The organism is Paenibacillus nuruki (assembly GCF_001721045.1).
In the GTDB taxonomy this organism is placed as follows: domain Bacteria; phylum Bacillota; class Bacilli; order Paenibacillales; family Paenibacillaceae; genus Saccharibacillus; species Saccharibacillus nuruki.
This window is the reverse complement of the sequence record NZ_MDER01000031.1, coordinates 16,150-35,607: the sequence shown is the minus strand read 5'-3', so window position 1 is coordinate 35,607 and position 19,458 is coordinate 16,150. Positions and strand designations below refer to the sequence as shown.

The window sequence follows — 19,458 nt, the reverse complement described above, 5'->3', positions numbered from 1 at the left end:
TTGCGAAAGAGTGGCCTCTTTTGTTAAATAAAGAATGCTAGGGAGAACACAAAGTTAATCGTTGCAAGCACTTCTAATTAAAGCGTTTTCTTAATAATTGATTTGAGTTATATTAGATCATATGAAGATTGTGCAGGGAATGGATCTGGAGGGAATATCGAATTATGCGTAAAATGCTGTTGATCTATATGATTTTGATCGGCGCTCTGATTATTTATATTATGCAATATCGATTAGACGAGAAATCTGCGGCTTGGACAGAGCAGGGATTAAAGGGGAATATTGACGAAAATTATGTCATGGTTACTTTCCAATCAGGCATGGAATACTGGAAAAGTGGACTCAAAGGATTTGAGGATGCCGCTGAAGCCCTAAATGTATCGGTTGAATACCGTGGAGCAACTCAATATGATGCTCGTGAGCAAGCGCTTGTCTTGGATCAGATTATCGCCAAAAAGCCCGCAGGAATCGCTATCTCAGCTATCGATTCACCAGCTCTTGTAAAGTCAGTTAATAAAGCGGTAGATGCAGGTATTCCTGTCGTGATGTTCGATGCAGAAGCTTCGGGCAGTAAAGCGTACTCTTTTCTGGCGACAGACAATACCAATGCAGGCACGACAGCCGCTGATCAAATGGCAAAATTAACGAAGCATCAAGGTAAAATAGCGATTATTACGTTAACCAATCAACAAAATCATAAAGAGCGTACACAAGGATTTGAACAAGAAATTAAAAATCGCTATCCTCAGATGAAGATTATTGCAGTAGAAAATCATGAAGGAGATGCCGTCAAAGCAGAACAGATTACGACCCAATTGCTACGTCAATATCCTGATCTCAAAGGTATATTTATTACCGAAGCGACTGGAAGTTATGGGGTGGGACGAGCGGTAGAACAGTCTGGACGTACAGGTTCAAGTAAGCCTGTCATTATTAGCTTTGATACTAATAAAGAAACGTTAGATATGATCAAGTCAGGTACAATCAATGCCACGATTGCGCAAGGAACATGGAATATGGGGTACTGGTCGCTACAATACTTATTTCATTTGCATCATGGATTAACGGTTCCTGCTCGCTCGCTAAGTGGAATTGTATCCCCTGTACCTGTTCGTGTAGATACCGGAATCTCTGTGGTTACTCAAGAAAATGTGGCTGATTATTATGCGAAATAAATGGATACGTCGGTGGTTACAAAAAGATTGGCGGTACTGGCATCCTGAAAATTTACCTTTGCGTCATCAATTAATCGTTTTGTTTCTGATGGTAGGTATTTTGCCTGCTATTTTACTAGGTATCATGGTGAACTGGACATCCAATCAGATTATTGAGCGTCAGGTAACTGCCAATACGATGCAATTAATTAACAAAGTCAACCAAACGTTAGATACTTATATGGAAAATATGCAAAGTATCACTTATCTGATTAGCTTTGACCGTAATGTCGATCAATTTCTAGCCGGTCAATCGTTAAACAAAAATGATGCTTCCGATACATCAACCTATCAGATTCGGCAGTTTTTGCAAGGATTCACTACCGTCTATTCTGAGATTGCAGGGATCTTAATCGTAAATACCAAAGGCGATTATATCAGTAATGAACTGTACGCTAGATATAATCGAAGTCTGACGCAAGAAGAATGGTATCAACAAGCGATCAAGCAAAAAGGGATTTTCACCATTATCGGACATCCATCCGGTCGTAATATTACCAGTCATGCTAATTATGGTGAGGATGAAGTAGTCACAGTCGTACGTTCAATCAATGACCCCACAACAGGTAAAGTGAAAGGGGTTATTTTGATCGATCTCAAATTAAGAGTCATTGCTCAAGCCGCCAAAGATGTCACTCTTGGCAAAACAGGATATCTGATGGTAACCGATCCGAGTGGACATGTTATCTATGCACCATCAGATACTTTTATGCAGAGTATTCCTGCGAAGTTGGCTGCTTCCTTGCGCCAGTCTGAGAATGTATTTACAGAAGAAATACAAGGACAGCAATTGCAATTTATTTATCGGACATCATCATATACCGGTTGGAAAACAGTAGGTGTCTTTCAATTTAGTGAATCCGTCGCCGAAGCGCGCACGATTCGCTTTTATATCGTTATTTTTCTATTTTGTGTGTGCTTTACAGGGCTTACTGCTTCCTATGGATTAGCGAGCTCAATTTCTAGACCGATCTATCGACTGTCTTCGTTAATGCAAAAAGCGGAATCAGGCGATATGACGTCTCGTTATATCAGTAATCGGCGAGATGAAGTTGGGATGCTGGGTCGTAGCTTCAACCGGATGATGAATGAGATTCGTAATCTTATCTCACTCAATCAGCAAAAAGAGCAACAAAAACGAGAAGCCGAATTACGTAGTCTACAAGCTCATATTCGTCCACATTTTCTATACAATACATTAGACACAATCCATTGGATGGCGCAAAAGAAAGGTGCAGACGATGTATCAAGTATGGTCGATGCACTATCCAAACTTTTCCGTATTGGACTAAGTCGTGGTAGTGATATGATCACCCTTGCAGAAGAAGAACAGCACATCGTCAGCTATCTCCAAATTCAGAAAACTCGTTATCGTGATCGACTGCAATATGATATCGATATACAAGAATCTGTTCATAACGTATATGTGATGAAATTATTGCTACAACCCATTGTAGAAAATGCAATCTACCACGGCATCAAAGCCAGACGTGGCCCTGGAAAAATTCATATTTCTGCTGAACAACAAGAAGATAAATTAGTCTATACAATCAGCGATGATGGTGCAGGCTTCAGTGAAGAACGATTGATTCAAATACAACACCAACTGGCTGAACCGCTCGCATGGATCGGACAACAAGGCCCAGAACCAACAGGTAGCTACGGACTATTAAATATTCAAGCCCGTATCCACCTCGCCTATGGAACAAGCTACGGTGTCCAAATCTGCCCACGCCCAGAAGGCGGCACAACCATCCAAGTCACCCAACCACTGTTATGGAATATGCCCAGCGCTTGGCATCATAAGCGCGACCAAGTCTAATGAAAAAATGATTTTTGCAAAGCAAAATATCTTACAGTCAGCGCTTGGCATCATAAGCGCGACCAAGTCCAATAAAAAAATGATTTTTGCAAAGCAAAATAGAAAGTAAAGGAGACGAGCATAAATGAGTGCGGTATATAACGTATTGATCGCTGATGATGAGCCGATTATTCGTGAAGGGATTCGAGATTGCGTCGATTGGAACAGTCTGGGGATGATCGTTACCGCAGAAGCAGAAGATGGAGAAGAAGCATTAGAAATGGCGATGGAACAGCATATTGATATTTTGCTTGTGGATATGAATATGCCTTTTTTAGATGGGATTTCGCTGATGAAGCGATTACGTACTGAACGACCACATTGCCGATTTGTGATTATTACCGGACATGATGAATTCAAGTATGCGCAAGAAGCGATTCGGTTAGGGGTCAAAGATTATATTCTCAAGCCTGTGGATCCTCTTCATCTGTATGATGTGCTTCACCATATACGCACAGAAATGAACGGCTCTTTACATCAAGAACAATATTTGAAATTAGCGACCGATCAAATACAGAAAAATACGTCATTGTTGCAAGAACAGTTTTGTCTGGATTGGTTAAGTGGCAGACTTCATCATGATGAGATCAAGCAACAGTTATCCTTTTTGCATTTACCCGTAAGATTACCAGACACATTGACATTAATTCGCTGGTCTGGTCATGCCGAAGGAAGACCGATGCTCAAAGAACAAGATAAACAATTAATGCTGTTTGCGATTGGTAATATTGCTGCTGAACTGTTACAGCCTGCTCCGCTTGTCATTTGTAGAGAATCCTCAGGATTACTGGTGATCTGTACATGGAATGTGGAGCAAGAACATGATGATTCTCCATCGATTCATCAGTATGAGCAACAAGCCGATGAGATGATGACTGCGGTGAAAGATTATATCGGTCTACATGTTCAGGTACATCTACAACCTGTAGCTAAAATAGAGCAAGAGATTCATGTCGAAGATAGGCTAACCGATCTTTCTGTCTATTCAGAACCATCTGTAGATTACAGTCAAGTGATGACACATGCTTATCGACATGCCAAATTACAACTGGATGGTCAATCTCGTTTATCTCCATTGGTGAGACGCGCAAGAGACTATATTCAATCTCATTATCATAATCCCGAGTTAACCTTGGAAAAGTTAGCAGAAGTATTGCAAGTATCTCCCACATATCTAAGCCGTCTGATGAAGCGTGAACTAGGTCATTCTTTTATCCATGTCCTGGTACAAGTTCGCATACAAAAAGCAGTCCATTTACTCAAAGAAACCGATCACTCTATTTTAGATATTGCGCTCCAAGTAGGTTATGATTCACAACATTATTTCAGTACCGCTTTTAAAAAAATGATCGGCGTATCGCCTAATCAGTATCGACGTGAAAAAGTAGAAAATCAATGAAAGAGCTACTCAATCATAGTAAGCCAAAAGACCTTCTGTATATGCGTTGAAGGTCTTTTGGCTTTTTCTAGTTTTCGGATAATGGTAAAGTTTTTATTTTTCTTTCACCAGTTGAATAATCACTCCATACGGATCTTCGACAATAGCATACGCTGTGGAAAATAAGTTCGGCGCAAGTGGAACAATAATACGGGTCTGTGGATGATCAATAAGTCGATTGTACAATGTACTGATCTCTTCTTGGGAAGCAGAAGTAATACATAATGAAAAGTTGGTACCTACGACTAATTGCTTGGCATCACTCATTAATTCATCTGCGATCATTAACTGACTGCTGCCAATATTTAATACAGAATGAGCGATCCAATCGTTCTCGCTTGCTGGATACGTATACGTAGGGTCTAGCCTTTCTGTAATTTCTTGATTGGTAATGCAGAATACAACTTGTGCTTGAAGATGATTTTGGTAAAAAGAGATAGCTTCTTTGGCTTTGCCATGTAGAGATAAAAACGTACTTACTTTTAATTGAGACATAGGTTTCACTCCTTTATTTGAATATCTTTAGTGTATGGTAGAATAGTGTCAAAACATGAAACCATTAAAAATGAAAGGAGTCATTTATGAATAAAAATGAACGTTTGATTCAGCAGATGATCTATATTAATGCTAAAAAGCAATTTAATCTTAGCGATCTTATCGAAACATTTGAGATATCAAGAAGTACAGCGTTACGGGATATTGCTTCTTTAGAAGAGCTAGGGGTGCCATTGTATTCGGAGAAAGGAAGTCATGGCGGTTACCGCGTATTATCCAATTCCCTATTACCACCGATTTATTTTAATACTAACGAATTACATTCGATTTTCTTTTCGCTACAACTATTGAAAGGATTAGTCAAAACGCCTTTTCAATATGATTACCAAGAAATCAAAAGCAAATTATTAGCGACTTTACCTGACAAGCAAAAAGAGCAGATGACCGAAGCCGAACAATGGATTCAGTGGGTAGGTGTAGATCAGCAACAAGAAGTACCGTTGATTGTAGAACTATTTGCTTCGATTATTGCCAGACAGGTGATTGAAGTGGATTATCATCGGTATCAGCAAGATATTCGTGTTATTCAACCCCTACGGTTATCCATATGGGATGGGCACTGGTATTGTTTGAGCTGGGATCTGAATAAACAAGCTTTTCGAAATTTTAGATGTGATTATATTCAAAAGCTACATATCACCGAGAAGCAAGCTATCGATTGGACAGCAGAACAGATTCACACCCTAGCGACAGAGCAGTTTAACGTCCAACGTCCGCTCACCTTTAAAGTCAAAGTGAATGCAATCGGTATCGAACACTTCCACAAAAAAAGCTATTCTAATATGTCTTTGCAACAGGTTCATCCTGAAAATGATTTAGAATCAATAGAGCATTATATCGTTGGAACGTTTGGCGAAAGTGAGATTTCTTTTTTGGTCGAGTACTTTTTAGGGTTTGGTCAACATATTGAAATTCTTTCTCCACCTCTATTACGAACTTCGTATCAGCAATATGTTCAAAACATATTAGCTCAGTATGAGTAGTCCTTTATTAGAGGTCGTCTATTCGGTTGCCTAAAATTTTAAAGAGTGCAAGTAAATAGCGATTCACCGATCACATATCCGTGTAATAATGCTCACAAGATGATAATGCGTACCGTAGAGGGCGCTCAAAGGAGATCACGGACAATGGACGAAAATCGTAATGTAGATGTGGATAAAAAAGAGGTACGTGTAGAACGTAAATCGGATTCAAGTATGGTCGCGTCGACATTTATTAAATATGCTGCATATATTATTATTTTGGCAATTGTGTTATGGTTCTTAGTGAAGTATATTTTCCCTATGTTCTCATAAACATATCTTATCGGATTAGCAATCCATACTATAGCGCAACAAAAACGGAGGAGCCTGTCACCAAGGCTCCTTTTTGCTGTTTTTTGGGTTATTTTGAGCTAATTTAGCCTAAAATGATGAATTTAAGGGCAGAAGGTATTGTTTTTGGGTAATATAAAAGAAATAGATAAAGAAATTGGGGGTGTCAACAAGAGTGTATGTATTGCATGCTGCTATTATCATTCCGTTTTTATTTGCAATCTTCGTGCCTCTGATCCGTAAAGGATTGCCACGTGTACATACAGGTTGGATCGTTTTAGCCATCCCAACCTTACTCTTTGCAAATTTTTTGCGTTATTTACCAGTGATTCAGTCAGATACCAGTCAATCAGTCAGCCTACCCTGGGTTCCTTCATTAGGAATTAATTTTACGGTGTATTTGGATGGATTAAGTCTATTATTTGCACTGTTGATTACAGGGATTGGAGCTTTAGTTGTTCTGTATTCTATCTTCTATCTCGATCCTGCCAAAGAAGCGATTCATCGATTTTATTTATATCTGATGATCTTTATGGGCGCAATGCTCGGGATCGTTCTTTCAGACAATATGATCGTATTGTATACCTTCTGGGAATTGACCAGTATCTCTTCATTCTTACTGATTGCTTTCTGGTATGAACGAGATCGTTCGCGTTATGGAGCACTCAAGTCGATGCTGATCACGGTACTTGGTGGATTTGCGATGTTAGCTGGTTTCATTTTGCTACATTCTATGACAGGTACATTTAGTATTCGTGAGACGATTGCTGTATTAAGCGATATTCAAGGGCAATCTTTATTTTTGCCAGCGATGTTGTTGATTCTGCTTGGTGCATTTACCAAATCTGCACAATTTCCTTTCCATATCTGGTTACCGGATGCGATGGAAGCACCAACTCCAGTAAGTGCTTATCTACATTCCGCTACGATGGTAAAAGCAGGAATTTATCTAGTGGCACGCTTTAGTCCTATTTTTGCAGGACAAGCCGAATGGTTCTGGATTGTATCGACGGTAGGTATAGTCACGATGTGTTACGGATCGATACTGGCTGTCAAGCAGACTGATCTCAAAGCATTGCTTGCGTATTCTACAATTTCGCAATTGGGACTTATTATGTCCCTTTTCGGAGCAGGTTCAGCGGCTGTTTATTATGGATACGGCAATGAGTCTTTGTTATATACGACTGCCACAATGGCGGCTATTTTCCATCTGATTAATCATGCCACCTTCAAAGGTGCTCTATTTATGGTAGCTGGTATTGTCGATCATGAAACAGGTACACGTGATCTGCGTCGTTTGGGTGGATTGATGAATGTGATGCCGATTACCTTTACTGTAGCAGGAGTGAGTGCTTTTGCTATGGCTGGTATACCACCGTTCAATGGATTTCTGAGTAAAGAATTATTTCTAGAAGCGATGGTAGAACTAAGCCATATGGAAATGTTCCGCTTAGAAACATGGGGCATTTTGTTCCCTATTATGGCTTTTGTCGGTAGTGTATTTACATTTGTATACAGTATGATTCTGGTGTTCAAGACATTTAGAGGACCGCTTCAACCGGATAAATTAGGCGGTACACCTCATGAAGCACCGATCGGTATGTTGATTTCACCGATTGTCTTGGGATTATGTGTTGTAGGGTTAGGACTGTTTCCGAATGTGTTGTCGTATAGCATTATCGAACCAACAATGCGTGCAGTATTACCAAGTCTGGTCGCATCAGGAGAACATTTTGAAGTACATATCTCCTTCTGGCATGGCATTACACCTGCCTTTTTAATGACGATTGGTATTATTGCACTGGGAACGATTATGTATCTGTTGTTAAAACGCTGGAAAGGGATATATAGCAAATATCCGCAAGCTTTAACATGGAACAATCTGTATGACGGTATTTTAAAATGGGGCGAAAAGGCTTCCAATGCACTCACTGAAAAATATATGAACGGTTCCGTTCATAGTTATCTCATTTATATTTTTGTCTTTATGATTGTATTGATAGGAACTGTATTTATTCGAGCAGATGGATTGTCTCTACTGACGCAAGGAGCTGCGCCGATCAGTATTTACGAAATTATACTGTTGATCGGCTTAGTGGCAACGGCTGTAGCTGTTCCATTTGCAGGTAAACGACTGACCGCTATTATTATGACAGGTGCTGTTGGTTATCTGGTGACCTTGTTTTTTGTACTTTTCCGTGCACCGGATCTAGCGTTGACTCAAATGATTGTCGAAACGGTCTCCGTCTCTTTATTTTTACTGTGCTTTTATCATATGCCTGAATTACGGCGTGAAATTGTATCGAATCGTTATCGGATTGTAAATATTATTGTAGCTGTAGGCGTAGGAGTTGTGATGACCTTTGTTGCTTTAGCGGCAAGTGGTAGTAGTACCTTTGATTCGATTGCTACATTCTTTGTGGAAGGTAGTCATGATCTAGGCGGTGGCGATAATATCGTTAACGTTATTCTGGTCGACTTCCGTGGATTCGATACGATGTTAGAAATTACCGTATTGGCGATTGCTTCACTCGGAATTTACTCTTTGATTCAACTGCAAGTCAAAGGAAATGATGCAGGCGCACGTATTCATTATCTACGTAATAAAGATGTACAGACGCATCGTGTCGATGTAGGTCGTACTCGCCGTGAGACATCAACCGTTCAACGAAATATGACGCAATTCAAAAGTAACGATGTCATTTTGGAAACAAGCACTAAAGTAATCGTGTTTATTATTTTGACGTTTGCACTGTATCTATTCTTTGCAGGTCATAACAATCCAGGTGGCGGATTTGTCGGTGGATTGATGACTGCTTCAGCATTAATTTTACTTGCTTTGGCTTTTAATGCAGAGACGGTTAGACGGATATTACCTGTCGATTATCGGACAGTGACAGCTGTAGGCTTAAGTATTGCGTATGCCACTGGAATAGGCTCATTTTTCTTTGATGCTCCTTTTCTCAGTCAGACGTTTGGTTATTTCGAATTACCTTTCTTGGGAAAAACCGAATTAGCGACAGCAACACTATTTGATCTAGGTGTGTTCTTAACGGTGCTTGGTGTGACAATGACAATTATTTTACAGATTGGGGAGGATCGCTGATATGGAAGTATGGATGTCCATTGCTGTTGGGATATTATTCGCAGTTGCGGTATACCTGATCTTGTCGAGAAGTCTACTACGCATTATTTTGGGAACTTCCATTTTGACACATGGTGTGCATTTATTGTTGCTAACGATGTCAAGACTCAAGTCAGGTGCGCCACCGTTATTAGGCGAAGAATCAGGTTCTTATGTTGATCCACTGCCACAAGCTTTGATTTTGACATCAATCGTGATTAATTTTGGTGTCACAGCGTTTTTCTTTGTCCTCGCTTATCGTTCGTATCTTAAGCTGAAGACCGATGATATGGAGGAGGTGAAGATGGAAAGTGACGAATAATTTATTAATTATGCCACTACTGATTCCTTTGATTGCTGCTGTACTTCAGATATTCGGGATGCGTCATGTACCGATCCAACGCTGGCTAGGTGGAATTGCTGTAATTGTCAATGTAGGTGTAGCAGTATGGATTGTGATTACTGTACGGGTGGAAGGGATTCAGACTCTAGCCATGGGTGGTTGGGCAGCACCTTATGGCATTGTATTTGTAGCTGATATGTTCGCTGCTTTGCTGGTGCTAACCACTTCGATATTAGGAGCAGTATGTTTATTTTACGCCTTTGCCAGTATCGGAGAAGAACGTGAAAAGCATCACTTTTATCCGTTTTTCCAATTTTTATTAGTAGGCGTCTACGGTTCATTTTTGACAGGCGATTTGTTTAACTTATTTGTTTGTTTTGAAGTGATGTTGGTATCTTCTTATGCTCTGATTGTATTGGGTGGAACAAAGCGTCAACTACAAGTAACGTTAAAATATATTCTAATCAATATTGTATCTTCTTCCTTATTTGTCGCTTCGATGGCTTATCTGTATGCCGCTGTCGGTACACTGAATATGGCTCATTTATCCCAGCGTGTAGCTGAAGCAGGGCAAGATGGGATTATCGGCGTGATTGCGTTTCTATTTCTAATTGTGTTCGGGCTCAAAGCAGGATTATTCTTATTCTTCTGGTTACCCGGTTCGTATGCCGCTCCACCTTCAGTCATTACAGCGATTTTTGCAGGCTTATTAACTAAGGTCGGATTATATGCGATTATTCGTACATTTACATTGATCTTTTACCATGATACCGGGTTTTTATATACATTGATTGGTTGGATGGGAATCGCCTCGATGGTACTGGGTGTGATTGGTGCGGTCGCTTATCGAGATGTGAATAAGATTCTTGTCTATAATGTTGTCGCAGGTGTAGGCTTGATCGCTTTTGGATTAGCGACTGCGAATGTAGCTGGGATCGAAGGCGCTGTCTTTTATATGCTACATGATATGATCGTCAAAGCTTTATTGTTCTTATTAGCAGGGATTATGATTGGAGCATTAGGGACAACGAATTTGAAAGACATGAGCGGCTTAATTAAGCGATATCCATTTACAGGTTGGATGTTCTTTATCACCGGTCTAGCGTTAGCAGGTGTACCTCCACTGAGCGGATTTATCGGAAAATTATTGATCGTGCAAGGCGGTATGGAGCGCGGTTGGTATACGATGACGATTATCAGTCTTATCGCAAGTTTGTTAATGCTTTATTCAGTGATGCGAATCTTTATGCTAGCCTTTTGGGGCAAAGATCGTCCATTAATTGATGATCGTGCTGTATTTCAAGATAGCCCTGAAGTGAAGCGAGAAGTGTACCATGAATGGTCGCCTTTCCGTCCTCGTCGCTTGATGGCTGCATCTTCTGTATTGTTTGCGTTTGTTATTCTGATAGGACTTGGAGCAGGGTGGATTCAGACGTTTGTTGCACAAGCAGCCGATGTATTGGTTCATCCAACACTGTATATCCAAGCCGTATTGAAGGAGTAGGTGAAGCTATGGCTTTTCAAATTATACTTAATCTGTTGATAGCTTTGATCTGGATGTCCTTGCATACGACTTGGGATACTTTAAACTTCGTGATTGGCTATCTGATCGGGTTATTGTTAATCTACGTGATGCGCCGCTTTTTTCCCAGAGAATTTTATGGGCAGAAAATATGGGCGGTTATCAAATTGCTAGTCCTTTTTATCAAAGAATTGATCGTATCAAGTGTAGTCGTACTCAAGCATATTATCAGTCCACGTCTCAAATTCAAACCAGGTATTCTGACATATCAGACTGAACTGACTTCGGATTGGGAACTGACTTTATTGTCGACACTGGTGACGTTAACGCCGGGAACGATTTTGATTGAAATTTCACGTGATCAGCATCTGGTCTATATTCATGCGATGGATATTCAAGATGCCGATGAGTTATCTGCTCATATTCGTGGAACATTTGAAAAAGCGATCAAGGAGGTGACTCGGTAATGTTACAAGTCTCATTATTGATCGCACTGATTCTGTTATCTATTGCTATTGCGGGTTGTATGTATCGAGTCCTCAAAGGGCCTTCGATGGCTGACCGAATTACAGCACTGGATACCATCGGAGTGAACTTGATCGCCATTATTGCAGTATTGTCGATGATGATGGATACACAAGCCTATCTTGAAGTGATGCTGTTAGTCGGAATTTTAGCGTTTTTGGGAACTGTTGCATTTGCCAAGTATATTGAAAGGGGAGTGGTTATCGAACATGAAGACGAAGACAGAGATGATCGAGATGATTCAGTGGATCGGTGAGCCTGTAGTATCGGTTCTTGTTCTGATCGGTGCTATATTAAGTGTACTGAGTGCATTTGGTATTATTCGCTTCCCTGATGTGTACTTGCGCTCTCATGCGGCTACCAAAAGTGCAACGTTAGGCGTACTATGTGTACTTTCGAGTGCGTTTCTATTTTTCTGGATATACGATCATTATATAAGTGCTCGTGTGTTGTTAGGGATTGTGTTCGTATTTATCACTGCTCCTGTGGCAGGTCATTTGAATGCTAGAGCGGCTTATCGGACCGGTGTCCCTTTATGGAAGCTAGAAAAAGATGAATTAAAACCAGCCTTGAAAGAAAAAGGAATTGATCGCGAGAAAGCGAAAAAAGAACCTTTGAATTAAGTATTCAACATAGCTTCGTATGAATACGATATGAAATACAGTTATAAAATATATTTCTAAAACCTAAAATCCCCACCTGATCAATGATCTCAAGGTGAGGGGTTTTTAGTTTATTCTAAAGCGGTTATACGAAAAGATCATCTAAGTATAGTGAAGAGACAACGGAAGATAGACCGAATATCGTAGCTACTTAAGCTTGAGTTATCTCTATTCCTCGTTGTGCGAATACATCTTTAGCTACAGCAATCGCATTTAATACTCGGGGAAAACCGATATAAGGTGAGCAATGAATCATCGTTTCTATAATTTCAATAGGTGTAATCCCTACATTAAGACTGCCATGCAGGTGAACATTTAATTGGGATTCACAATTTCCTTGAGTGATCAGTGAAGAGATTGTAATCAGTTCGCGTTGTTGCAATGTAAGGGTAGGACGGGAATAAATATCACCAAAAGCAAACTCTATAATATAGTTGCCAAGATCAGGTGCAATAGAAGCCAAAGAATCGATCACTCGTTGCCCTGCTTCACCATCCACTTCCAACAATTTGTTCCACCCTTGAGTATAGCGTTCATTAGACATATAGATTGCTCCTTTATGATTCGATATGAAGTACAAGTGCAACATTACACGTTAGAGCGCGCTCGAAGGCAAATCTTTTTTTATTCGGTGTATCAATTAGCTATAAAAGTACAAGAAAAGGTTCCAATCATAGTATAATTAGAGGTATGGACACCTTATATTCGATTCAGCAGATCACTGAGATTACAGGATTATCTGCACATACGCTACGTTATTATGAAAAAATCGGCTTAGTACAAGATATTTATAGAGATGCTAAAGGGTATCGTCAATATACAGAAACAGATATATTATGGTTGGATTTCTTGATAAGACTTAAGGAAACGGGTATGCCTATACGAGAAATGAAAAAATTTGCAGATTTACGCAGTGAAGGAGAGACTACGGTATCCTTAAGAAAGGAACTGTTAGAACATCATTATCAATATGTACAATCTCAGATTAGACAACAGCAACACCATCTAGCTAAGATTGTTGACAAAGTACAGTATTATGCAACATTAGAAGAGCAAGCGAAACAAAATTAGCTTTTTCAATAGATTGCTAAAGGAGATTATTCCTCATGAGTATAAAAGTCGTTCAAAATATATCTGAATTAGTCGGCGATACGCCAGTGGTACGTTTGCATCAGCTGACAGATGATGATCATGCGGCAGTGTATGTAAAGTTAGAATATTTTAATCCGAGTGGCAGTGTAAAAGATCGTGCAGCACTTAATCTGATTGTACGTGCTGAACAAGATGGGCTTCTTCATCCGGGTAGTACGATTATTGAACCGACCAGCGGGAATACAGGGATTGGACTAGCGATGAATGCGGCGGCAAAAGGGTATAAAGCGATAATGATTATGCCTGATAATATGTCACGTGAGCGCATTCAGATTTTGCAAGCTTATGGAGCAGAAGTGATTCTGACACCGGCTGTTGAAAAAATGCCGGGTGCGATTCGTAAAGCTGAACAATTGCTGACTGAAATTCCAAACAGTTATATGCCCAGACAATTCGATAATCCAGCCAATGCAGATGCCCATCGGCAGACAACCGCTATCGAAATCTTAGAGCAAATGGAATATACACTGGATACCTTTGTTGCTTCCGCAGGTACAGGTGGAACAATTACAGGTACAGGAGAGACCTTAAGAGAGCATTTACCAGAGGTGCGTATTCTGGTCGTAGAACCTCAAGGATCGCCTGTATTGTCTGGTGGACAGCCAGGACCGCATAAGCTAGTCGGTACCAGCCCGGGATTTGTGCCAGCGATTTTGAATACCTCTATTTACGATGAGATTGTACAGGTATCTGATGAGAATGCGATTCAGACGATGCGTGATCTTGCGAGATATGAAGGGATTCTCGTGGGGCCTTCATCTGCGGCAACCGTATGGACTGCATTGCAAGAAGCTAAGCGTCTCGGTGCAGGCAAAAAAGTATTATGTATCGCACCGGATAATGGAGAGCGGTATTTGAGTATGGATTTGTTTTAGCGTTATATAGTTCACTTCGATATAGCCTACAGTATCATCATGCTGTAGGCTTTTTTATTTGTATAACGAAGGATCATTAGCTAGTAGATTGAAAACACAACCAGCATCAAAAAGCGATGCAAGTTTTCTTACATAATAAGATCAGAAAGGAGAAGTGATCATGACCGATTGGATTCAAGAGATGATCGATTGGATTGAAGTCCATCTTTTTGAAGATTTTTCATTGCTTCGATTAAGCGAAAAGATGGGCTATTCTCCATACTATTGTTCGTTTAAATTTCGGCATCATACCGGAGTAAGTATCAAAAGCTATCGTACCCTTCGCCGATTATTTTTGGCATCCATCTCGCTTGCTGAGACGCGTGAACGAATACTCGATATTGCAATCGAGCATGGTTATTCTTCTCAAGAAGCATTTGCTAGAGCATTCAAAGAGGTATTTGGTGTAACACCTATGGTTTTTCGCAAGCACCCGAAGCCGTGGCAATCGTATTTCAAACTCAATATTGAACAAGGAGAGGATATTAAGATGTTAGACATTTCCCAAAAATTAGTCATTACCGAATTACAAAATCAATTAACTGCTTTTGCCGATCAAGACATTCTAAATGTATTAAATGGACAGGTAATGTATGAGCAATTCCGTACACAGGAATTAATGGGGCAAAGCGATTATGTTCCTTTTAATGAAGCGATGTGTGTACACGCGGCAACAGGAGATATTTTCAGCCCATCGTTCAATCAAGTACGTGCCGAGGGACATCATAGTTCAGTAACAGGTTATGAGAAAGTCGTTATTGAACCTTTGGAGCCTCTATTTACTCATTCATATCGTTGTATCGTCCTCTGGTTTGGTGAAGACATGTTCTGCCAGATCAACCTACTCACCATACTGTCTTATCTGGAGCAATCCGGGTACGATGGCATCGTCTATTTCAATGCTGTACAAGAGCAGACTTATGATGTACAACAAACTGAAATTACATTAGGCGGATATACGTCATTGTATCGTGAAGTCGTATTAGAGAAAAAGATGCCAGACAGTCCATTAATGCCTGTGATGTACCAAGGAGTTTCTTTGTATCTGGACTTGCACCAAGCTGATAATGAGCTCACCCGCTACATTGCAAGCCATCCCAAAGAAAGCAAAGAAGAAGTAATGCAGAGTATGCTGAAGTTATTCCAACGCTACGGACTTGGTGATCGCCAGTATTTGGAGTTGATCGAGAAGGTAAGAGGAGAGGTGTAAATAAAGAAGTAAGGTAGGCTGACGCTGATATTATCAGGTCAGTCTTTTTTTGCTTTTAAATAGTGGCATTTTAACGTGTATATTTTATACTTATTTACGATACTATTTATTTAAAAATGATAAAGGGAATGATTATTGAATGGAATGAAAATACTCATTTAAAGAGTGTTGAATCAAATAAATCTACGTAAACTATAAATTTATTAAAAATTTTCATTACAATAATTAAATATAGAATGTTTTCGATATATAATTTTCGTTAACTATAGAATATAATAAAGATAAGTAAGGAAAGGAGACAAACGATTATGCAAAAAAATGTGTTAGATCAATTTTCTTCTAGTATTCAATCAGGTTATGATCAAAAAAGTGAGGTTATATTAGAAAAAGAGACGGATACAATTTTTAAAAATTTGTTTTTTTGTATTCTAACTTTGTTTTCAGATAAAGTTTCTAGTATCAAGGTTGACCCTAAGCCATTTAATTTACCCAAAGAATATTTATTTTCAGATAAACACAAGAAGAATTTAAATAAATGGCTTCAACGTTTAGAAGATATAGATGATCTTCATTCAGAACTAGAATTTGGCAAACTGAAAATAGATTTTGAATACTGGTATTATGAATTGGGTGGAGAAAGTATGCAATTTGTCTATCAAGAAGATTATTTGTTAACACCACAAGCTGCGGCTGATGCACTGGGTATATCCAAAGTCACATTGAATAAGTATGTGAAACAGGGCTTGGAATATATAGATAATCAGACTCATAAACGCATTCCAAAATACGTCATTGAAATTATGAAAGATCCTATTTATAGTATTCGAATGCAACAGATTGCTCAATCCAAAAAGCTTCTTCAACAAACACCTGAAGATCGTTACCATGAAGTAATTCAAGAATTGGCTGATCTTCAATTAAAATATGGAACTCAAACAGTACAAGAAACGTTTGGTGAATACAACGGAGATAGTATGGATGATCCTACTGATTACTATCGTTGGAAAGACTTACAAGAAGAAATGACAGAAATTCTAGGTTGGCGTGGAGGGAAAAAGGATCAGTGACTCTATTGCTACCAACAGATATTGATCAAATTTTAGAAGATTATGGTCATTTGCTAAAAGTGTATCCTGCTTTGCGCGAGCGTCATTCTATTTTTACTGATTATAAAAGAACTCATAAACGTCTTGAAGTATTATTCCCTCTTAAAGAACATCCTGTGCACGGGATTACAGGTCTACATGTGTATGAGAAATATAACGATGCAGGAACTGTAGAATTATATTCGTACTCTTGGAAACGAATTATTCCTACTCAAGGTATTCAATTTAGTCATATTTCTTCTTGGGGAAATGATCCTCACCCTCCAGAAACGACACCTCAACATTTACAGGTGACTACAGAACCGCATCATCATCATTACGATCCTGATCAACGAAGTAAGCGAAAGAGCAGTTATATTCGCTCATTGGATCAGGTTTTCATGTATGTTGCTTATTATATTGAAACAGGTGAAGTGTACTACAAAGATGTATCTAGCGCAGTTGATCTTAAAAGATAAATACTAAAGAGCCTTGTATTGAGACTACAAGGTTTTTTAGTATTTTAAATCAATTATTAATAGTCCAAATAATTAGCAAAAGTCTTTATGGTTTAATAAAAAGTAAAAATGAATTTGTTATCGCAATAGAGGTAACAAATAACATTAAAAATTTTTATAAGAAGAGAAGTTACATAAAGTGTTAAGAACTATAATATACATCTTGAAATCACTTGCTTAAAATCCTCGATAACTCTACACCATCTCTAAGCCCTTTCTCATACATCATGGATTCAGCTAAACCTTGAATCAACATCATCTTATCTTCATACTGCAACCATAACCGTTTCATTTCTTCCGACATCGCAGCATTCAGCATAGCGAACAAACCACTGCATTCATCATTCAATCTCTGAAAATCCTCCATTTCAGATAAAATATGTTCTCCTATGTAATCCATACGATTTGCTAATAATTGATTAAAAGCTTCTTGTATATTCATCAAAATACATCCTTTCTAAGATCCTCCTTTCATTAATACTATTTGAAATAAAAACTGCTGAATACAACGTAAACTTTTGATACGCTTTTGAATATAAAATGTCCATTAAGATGAACTATAAGTACTATGTTATAAATTTCTAAAATTAATTAGGATTTCAATTCCATAAATCTTTTCCCTGCTCACTCCACCCAATGAAATGCAGGTGCATCAAGCGGAGGGAAGAGAATCATTCTGAAAGTCGCCTTGTAAGGATTTATCCTTACCGCGACTGCAAGAAGATTCTCTTCCCGTAGCGAATGCCCTCATTTCACCCCAATCTATAATTATGTCCGATTTTTATAAAAAAGGTCGGTTTATCAAAAAGACTCCCAATCTTTACCATGCTATTATACATAAAAGAAAGCGTTACCAAAAATAAAAGACGTTCATTGAACACCTACTCGAAAGGAGAATAACTGATGAAAAGAGGATCGTTATTAACCTTGATCATCCTCATGATGTTTACCTTATCTGCCTGTAATCTTGCAGAGAGCAGTGCAGGAAGTAAAGAAAAAGGATATATCGGCATTTCTATGCCTACCAAATCGTCTGCACGTTGGGTAGCAGATGGTAGCAATATGGTGAAGCTGTTCCAATCCAAAGGATACAAAACCGATCTGCAATATGCAGAAGACGTGGTCGAAAACCAAATTTCCCAGATTGAAAATATGATCACCAAACAAGTCGATGTCATTGTTATCGCTTCGGTAGATGGCAATACACTGACCGATGTGATCAGCAAAGCGCATGCACAAGGCATTCAAGTCATCGCTTATGATCGACTGATTATGAACACAGGATACTTAAGTTACTACGCGACTTTCGATAATTTCAAAGTCGGGGTGCTACAAGCATCGTACATTGAAGACAAATTGGGACTGAAAAAAGGCAAAGGTCCTTTCAATATCGAGCTATTCGGTGGTTCACCGGATGATAACAATGCCTACTTCTTCTTTAACGGAGCGATGTCTGTTTTGCAACCGTATATCGATTCAGGCAAATTAGTTGTTCGAAGCAATCAGAAAACGATGGCACAGATTTCCACACTACGCTGGGATGGCGCTTTAGCCCAATCTCGTATGGATAACTTGGTCAGTGCTTATTACGCTGATGCCAATCTAGATGCTGTTCTTTCTCCGTACGATGGTATCAGTATCGGAATCATTTCATCATTAAAGGGTGTAGGTTACGGATCAGCAGAGAAACCGTTACCTGTTATCACCGGACAAGATGGCGAATTAGCATCGATCAAATCAATCGTAGCTGGTGAACAAACACAAACCATTTTCAAAGACACACGCCAACTTGCTGAAAAAACAGCCGACATGGTAGACAGTATCTTGCAAGGTAAAAAAGCCGAAGTCAACGACACCAAATCATATAACAATAACATCATGGTCGTTCCAGCCTACCTGCTAGATCCAGTCTCCGTCGACAAATCTAACGTCCAAAAAATCATCATCGACAGTGGATACTATACAGAAGCAGAAGTGAAAGGCAATTCATAACAATCTCTAAAACAAACCAATGGTTGTCCT

At 39.2% G+C, this 19,458-nt stretch carries 20 protein-coding genes; 17 read left to right on the top strand and 3 right to left on the bottom strand.

Annotation, left to right across the window (positions count from 1 at the left end; translation table 11 throughout):
• Positions 1–164: 164 nt before the first annotated feature.
• The 3 genes from PTI45_RS05985 to PTI45_RS05975 all read left to right on the top strand — a co-directional run bounded on the left by PTI45_RS05985 (position 165) and on the right by PTI45_RS05975 (position 4,474).
• Complete coding sequence (locus PTI45_RS05985; RefSeq protein WP_069326645.1) at positions 165–1,175, top strand: substrate-binding domain-containing protein; 1,011 nt, start codon at positions 165–167, stop codon at positions 1,173–1,175.
• A complete protein-coding gene (locus PTI45_RS05980) occupies positions 1,165–3,036 on the top strand; it encodes a cache domain-containing sensor histidine kinase (RefSeq protein WP_069326644.1) in 1,872 nt (623 codons plus the stop codon). Before PTI45_RS05985 ends, PTI45_RS05980 begins: the two co-directional genes overlap by 11 nt.
• Positions 3,037–3,160: 124 nt before the next feature.
• A complete protein-coding gene (locus PTI45_RS05975; RefSeq protein WP_069326643.1) occupies positions 3,161–4,474 on the top strand; it encodes a response regulator transcription factor in 1,314 nt (437 codons plus the stop codon).
• Positions 4,475–4,567: 93 nt separating this feature from the next.
• Here PTI45_RS05975 and PTI45_RS05970 read toward each other — a convergent pair whose 3' ends face one another.
• Complete coding sequence (locus PTI45_RS05970; RefSeq protein ID WP_069326642.1) at positions 4,568–5,008, bottom strand: VOC family protein; 441 nt, start codon at positions 5,006–5,008, stop codon at positions 4,568–4,570.
• 86 nt (positions 5,009–5,094) lie between these two features.
• On the opposite strand from PTI45_RS05970, the gene PTI45_RS05965 reads away from it, so the two are divergent.
• The 8 genes from PTI45_RS05965 (at position 5,095) to mnhG (ending at position 12,518) form a co-directional block, all read left to right on the top strand.
• Positions 5,095–6,051 carry a helix-turn-helix transcriptional regulator gene (locus tag PTI45_RS05965; protein ID WP_069326641.1) on the top strand — a complete coding sequence of 319 codons (957 nt, stop codon included), beginning with the start codon at positions 5,095–5,097 and terminating at the stop codon, positions 6,049–6,051.
• A gap of 144 nt (positions 6,052–6,195) precedes the next feature.
• Positions 6,196–6,363: a hypothetical protein gene (locus tag PTI45_RS24075; RefSeq protein WP_175425127.1), complete on the top strand. Its 168-nt coding sequence runs from the start codon at positions 6,196–6,198 to the stop codon at positions 6,361–6,363.
• A gap of 193 nt (positions 6,364–6,556) precedes the next feature.
• Positions 6,557–9,487, top strand: a complete 2,931-nt coding sequence (locus tag PTI45_RS05960; RefSeq protein WP_069326640.1) for a Na+/H+ antiporter subunit A — start codon at positions 6,557–6,559, stop codon at positions 9,485–9,487.
• 1 nt (position 9,488) lies between these two features.
• Positions 9,489–9,827, top strand: a complete 339-nt coding sequence (locus PTI45_RS05955; protein WP_069326639.1) for a Na(+)/H(+) antiporter subunit C — start codon at positions 9,489–9,491, stop codon at positions 9,825–9,827.
• Positions 9,828–9,837: 10 nt separating this feature from the next.
• Entirely contained in the window at positions 9,838–11,352 is a 1,515-nt protein-coding gene (locus PTI45_RS05950) for a Na+/H+ antiporter subunit D (protein ID WP_069326851.1), read from the top strand.
• Positions 11,353–11,360: 8 nt separating this feature from the next.
• On the top strand, positions 11,361–11,837 hold the full coding sequence (locus tag PTI45_RS05945; RefSeq protein WP_069326638.1) for a Na+/H+ antiporter subunit E: 477 nt from the start codon (positions 11,361–11,363) through the stop codon (positions 11,835–11,837).
• Positions 11,837–12,151, top strand: coding sequence for a Na(+)/H(+) antiporter subunit F1 (locus tag PTI45_RS05940; protein ID WP_069326637.1), 315 nt, complete (start codon positions 11,837–11,839; stop codon positions 12,149–12,151). The genes PTI45_RS05945 and PTI45_RS05940 overlap by 1 nt, the downstream gene beginning before the upstream one ends.
• Positions 12,105–12,518, top strand: a complete 414-nt coding sequence (mnhG, locus tag PTI45_RS05935; protein WP_371748101.1) for a monovalent cation/H(+) antiporter subunit G — start codon at positions 12,105–12,107, stop codon at positions 12,516–12,518. The genes PTI45_RS05940 and mnhG overlap by 47 nt, the downstream gene beginning before the upstream one ends.
• 190 nt (positions 12,519–12,708) lie before the next feature.
• On the opposite strand, the gene PTI45_RS05930 is transcribed toward mnhG, so the two are convergent.
• Entirely contained in the window at positions 12,709–13,101 is a 393-nt protein-coding gene (locus PTI45_RS05930; RefSeq protein WP_069326635.1) for a carboxymuconolactone decarboxylase family protein, read from the bottom strand.
• 146 nt (positions 13,102–13,247) lie between these two features.
• Between PTI45_RS05930 and PTI45_RS05925 the strand changes: the two genes are divergently transcribed.
• From PTI45_RS05925 to PTI45_RS05905, 5 genes are all read left to right on the top strand, one after another.
• Positions 13,248–13,628: a MerR family transcriptional regulator gene (locus PTI45_RS05925; RefSeq protein WP_069326634.1), complete on the top strand. Its 381-nt coding sequence runs from the start codon at positions 13,248–13,250 to the stop codon at positions 13,626–13,628.
• Positions 13,629–13,663: 35 nt separating this feature from the next.
• Positions 13,664–14,584: a cysteine synthase A gene (gene cysK / locus PTI45_RS05920; protein ID WP_069326633.1), complete on the top strand. Its 921-nt coding sequence runs from the start codon at positions 13,664–13,666 to the stop codon at positions 14,582–14,584.
• Between the two features lie 160 nt (positions 14,585–14,744).
• The gene (locus PTI45_RS05915) at positions 14,745–15,833 is read left to right on the top strand and encodes a helix-turn-helix domain-containing protein (protein WP_069326632.1); all 1,089 of its coding nucleotides are present in this window, start codon (positions 14,745–14,747) and stop codon (positions 15,831–15,833) included.
• Positions 15,834–16,141: 308 nt separating this feature from the next.
• Positions 16,142–16,900: a helix-turn-helix domain-containing protein gene (locus tag PTI45_RS05910; RefSeq protein WP_069326631.1), complete on the top strand. Its 759-nt coding sequence runs from the start codon at positions 16,142–16,144 to the stop codon at positions 16,898–16,900.
• Positions 16,897–17,397 carry a toxin-antitoxin system TumE family protein gene (locus PTI45_RS05905; protein ID WP_245703436.1) on the top strand — a complete coding sequence of 167 codons (501 nt, stop codon included), beginning with the start codon at positions 16,897–16,899 and terminating at the stop codon, positions 17,395–17,397. The genes PTI45_RS05910 and PTI45_RS05905 overlap by 4 nt, the downstream gene beginning before the upstream one ends.
• 208 nt (positions 17,398–17,605) lie before the next feature.
• On the opposite strand, the gene PTI45_RS05900 is transcribed toward PTI45_RS05905, so the two are convergent.
• Complete coding sequence (locus PTI45_RS05900) at positions 17,606–17,878, bottom strand: hypothetical protein (RefSeq protein WP_069326629.1); 273 nt, start codon at positions 17,876–17,878, stop codon at positions 17,606–17,608.
• A 461-nt stretch (positions 17,879–18,339) separates the two neighbouring features.
• Between PTI45_RS05900 and chvE the strand changes: the two genes are divergently transcribed.
• A complete protein-coding gene (chvE, locus tag PTI45_RS05895; protein ID WP_069326628.1) occupies positions 18,340–19,428 on the top strand; it encodes a multiple monosaccharide ABC transporter substrate-binding protein in 1,089 nt (362 codons plus the stop codon).
• Positions 19,429–19,458: the final 30 nt, after the last annotated feature.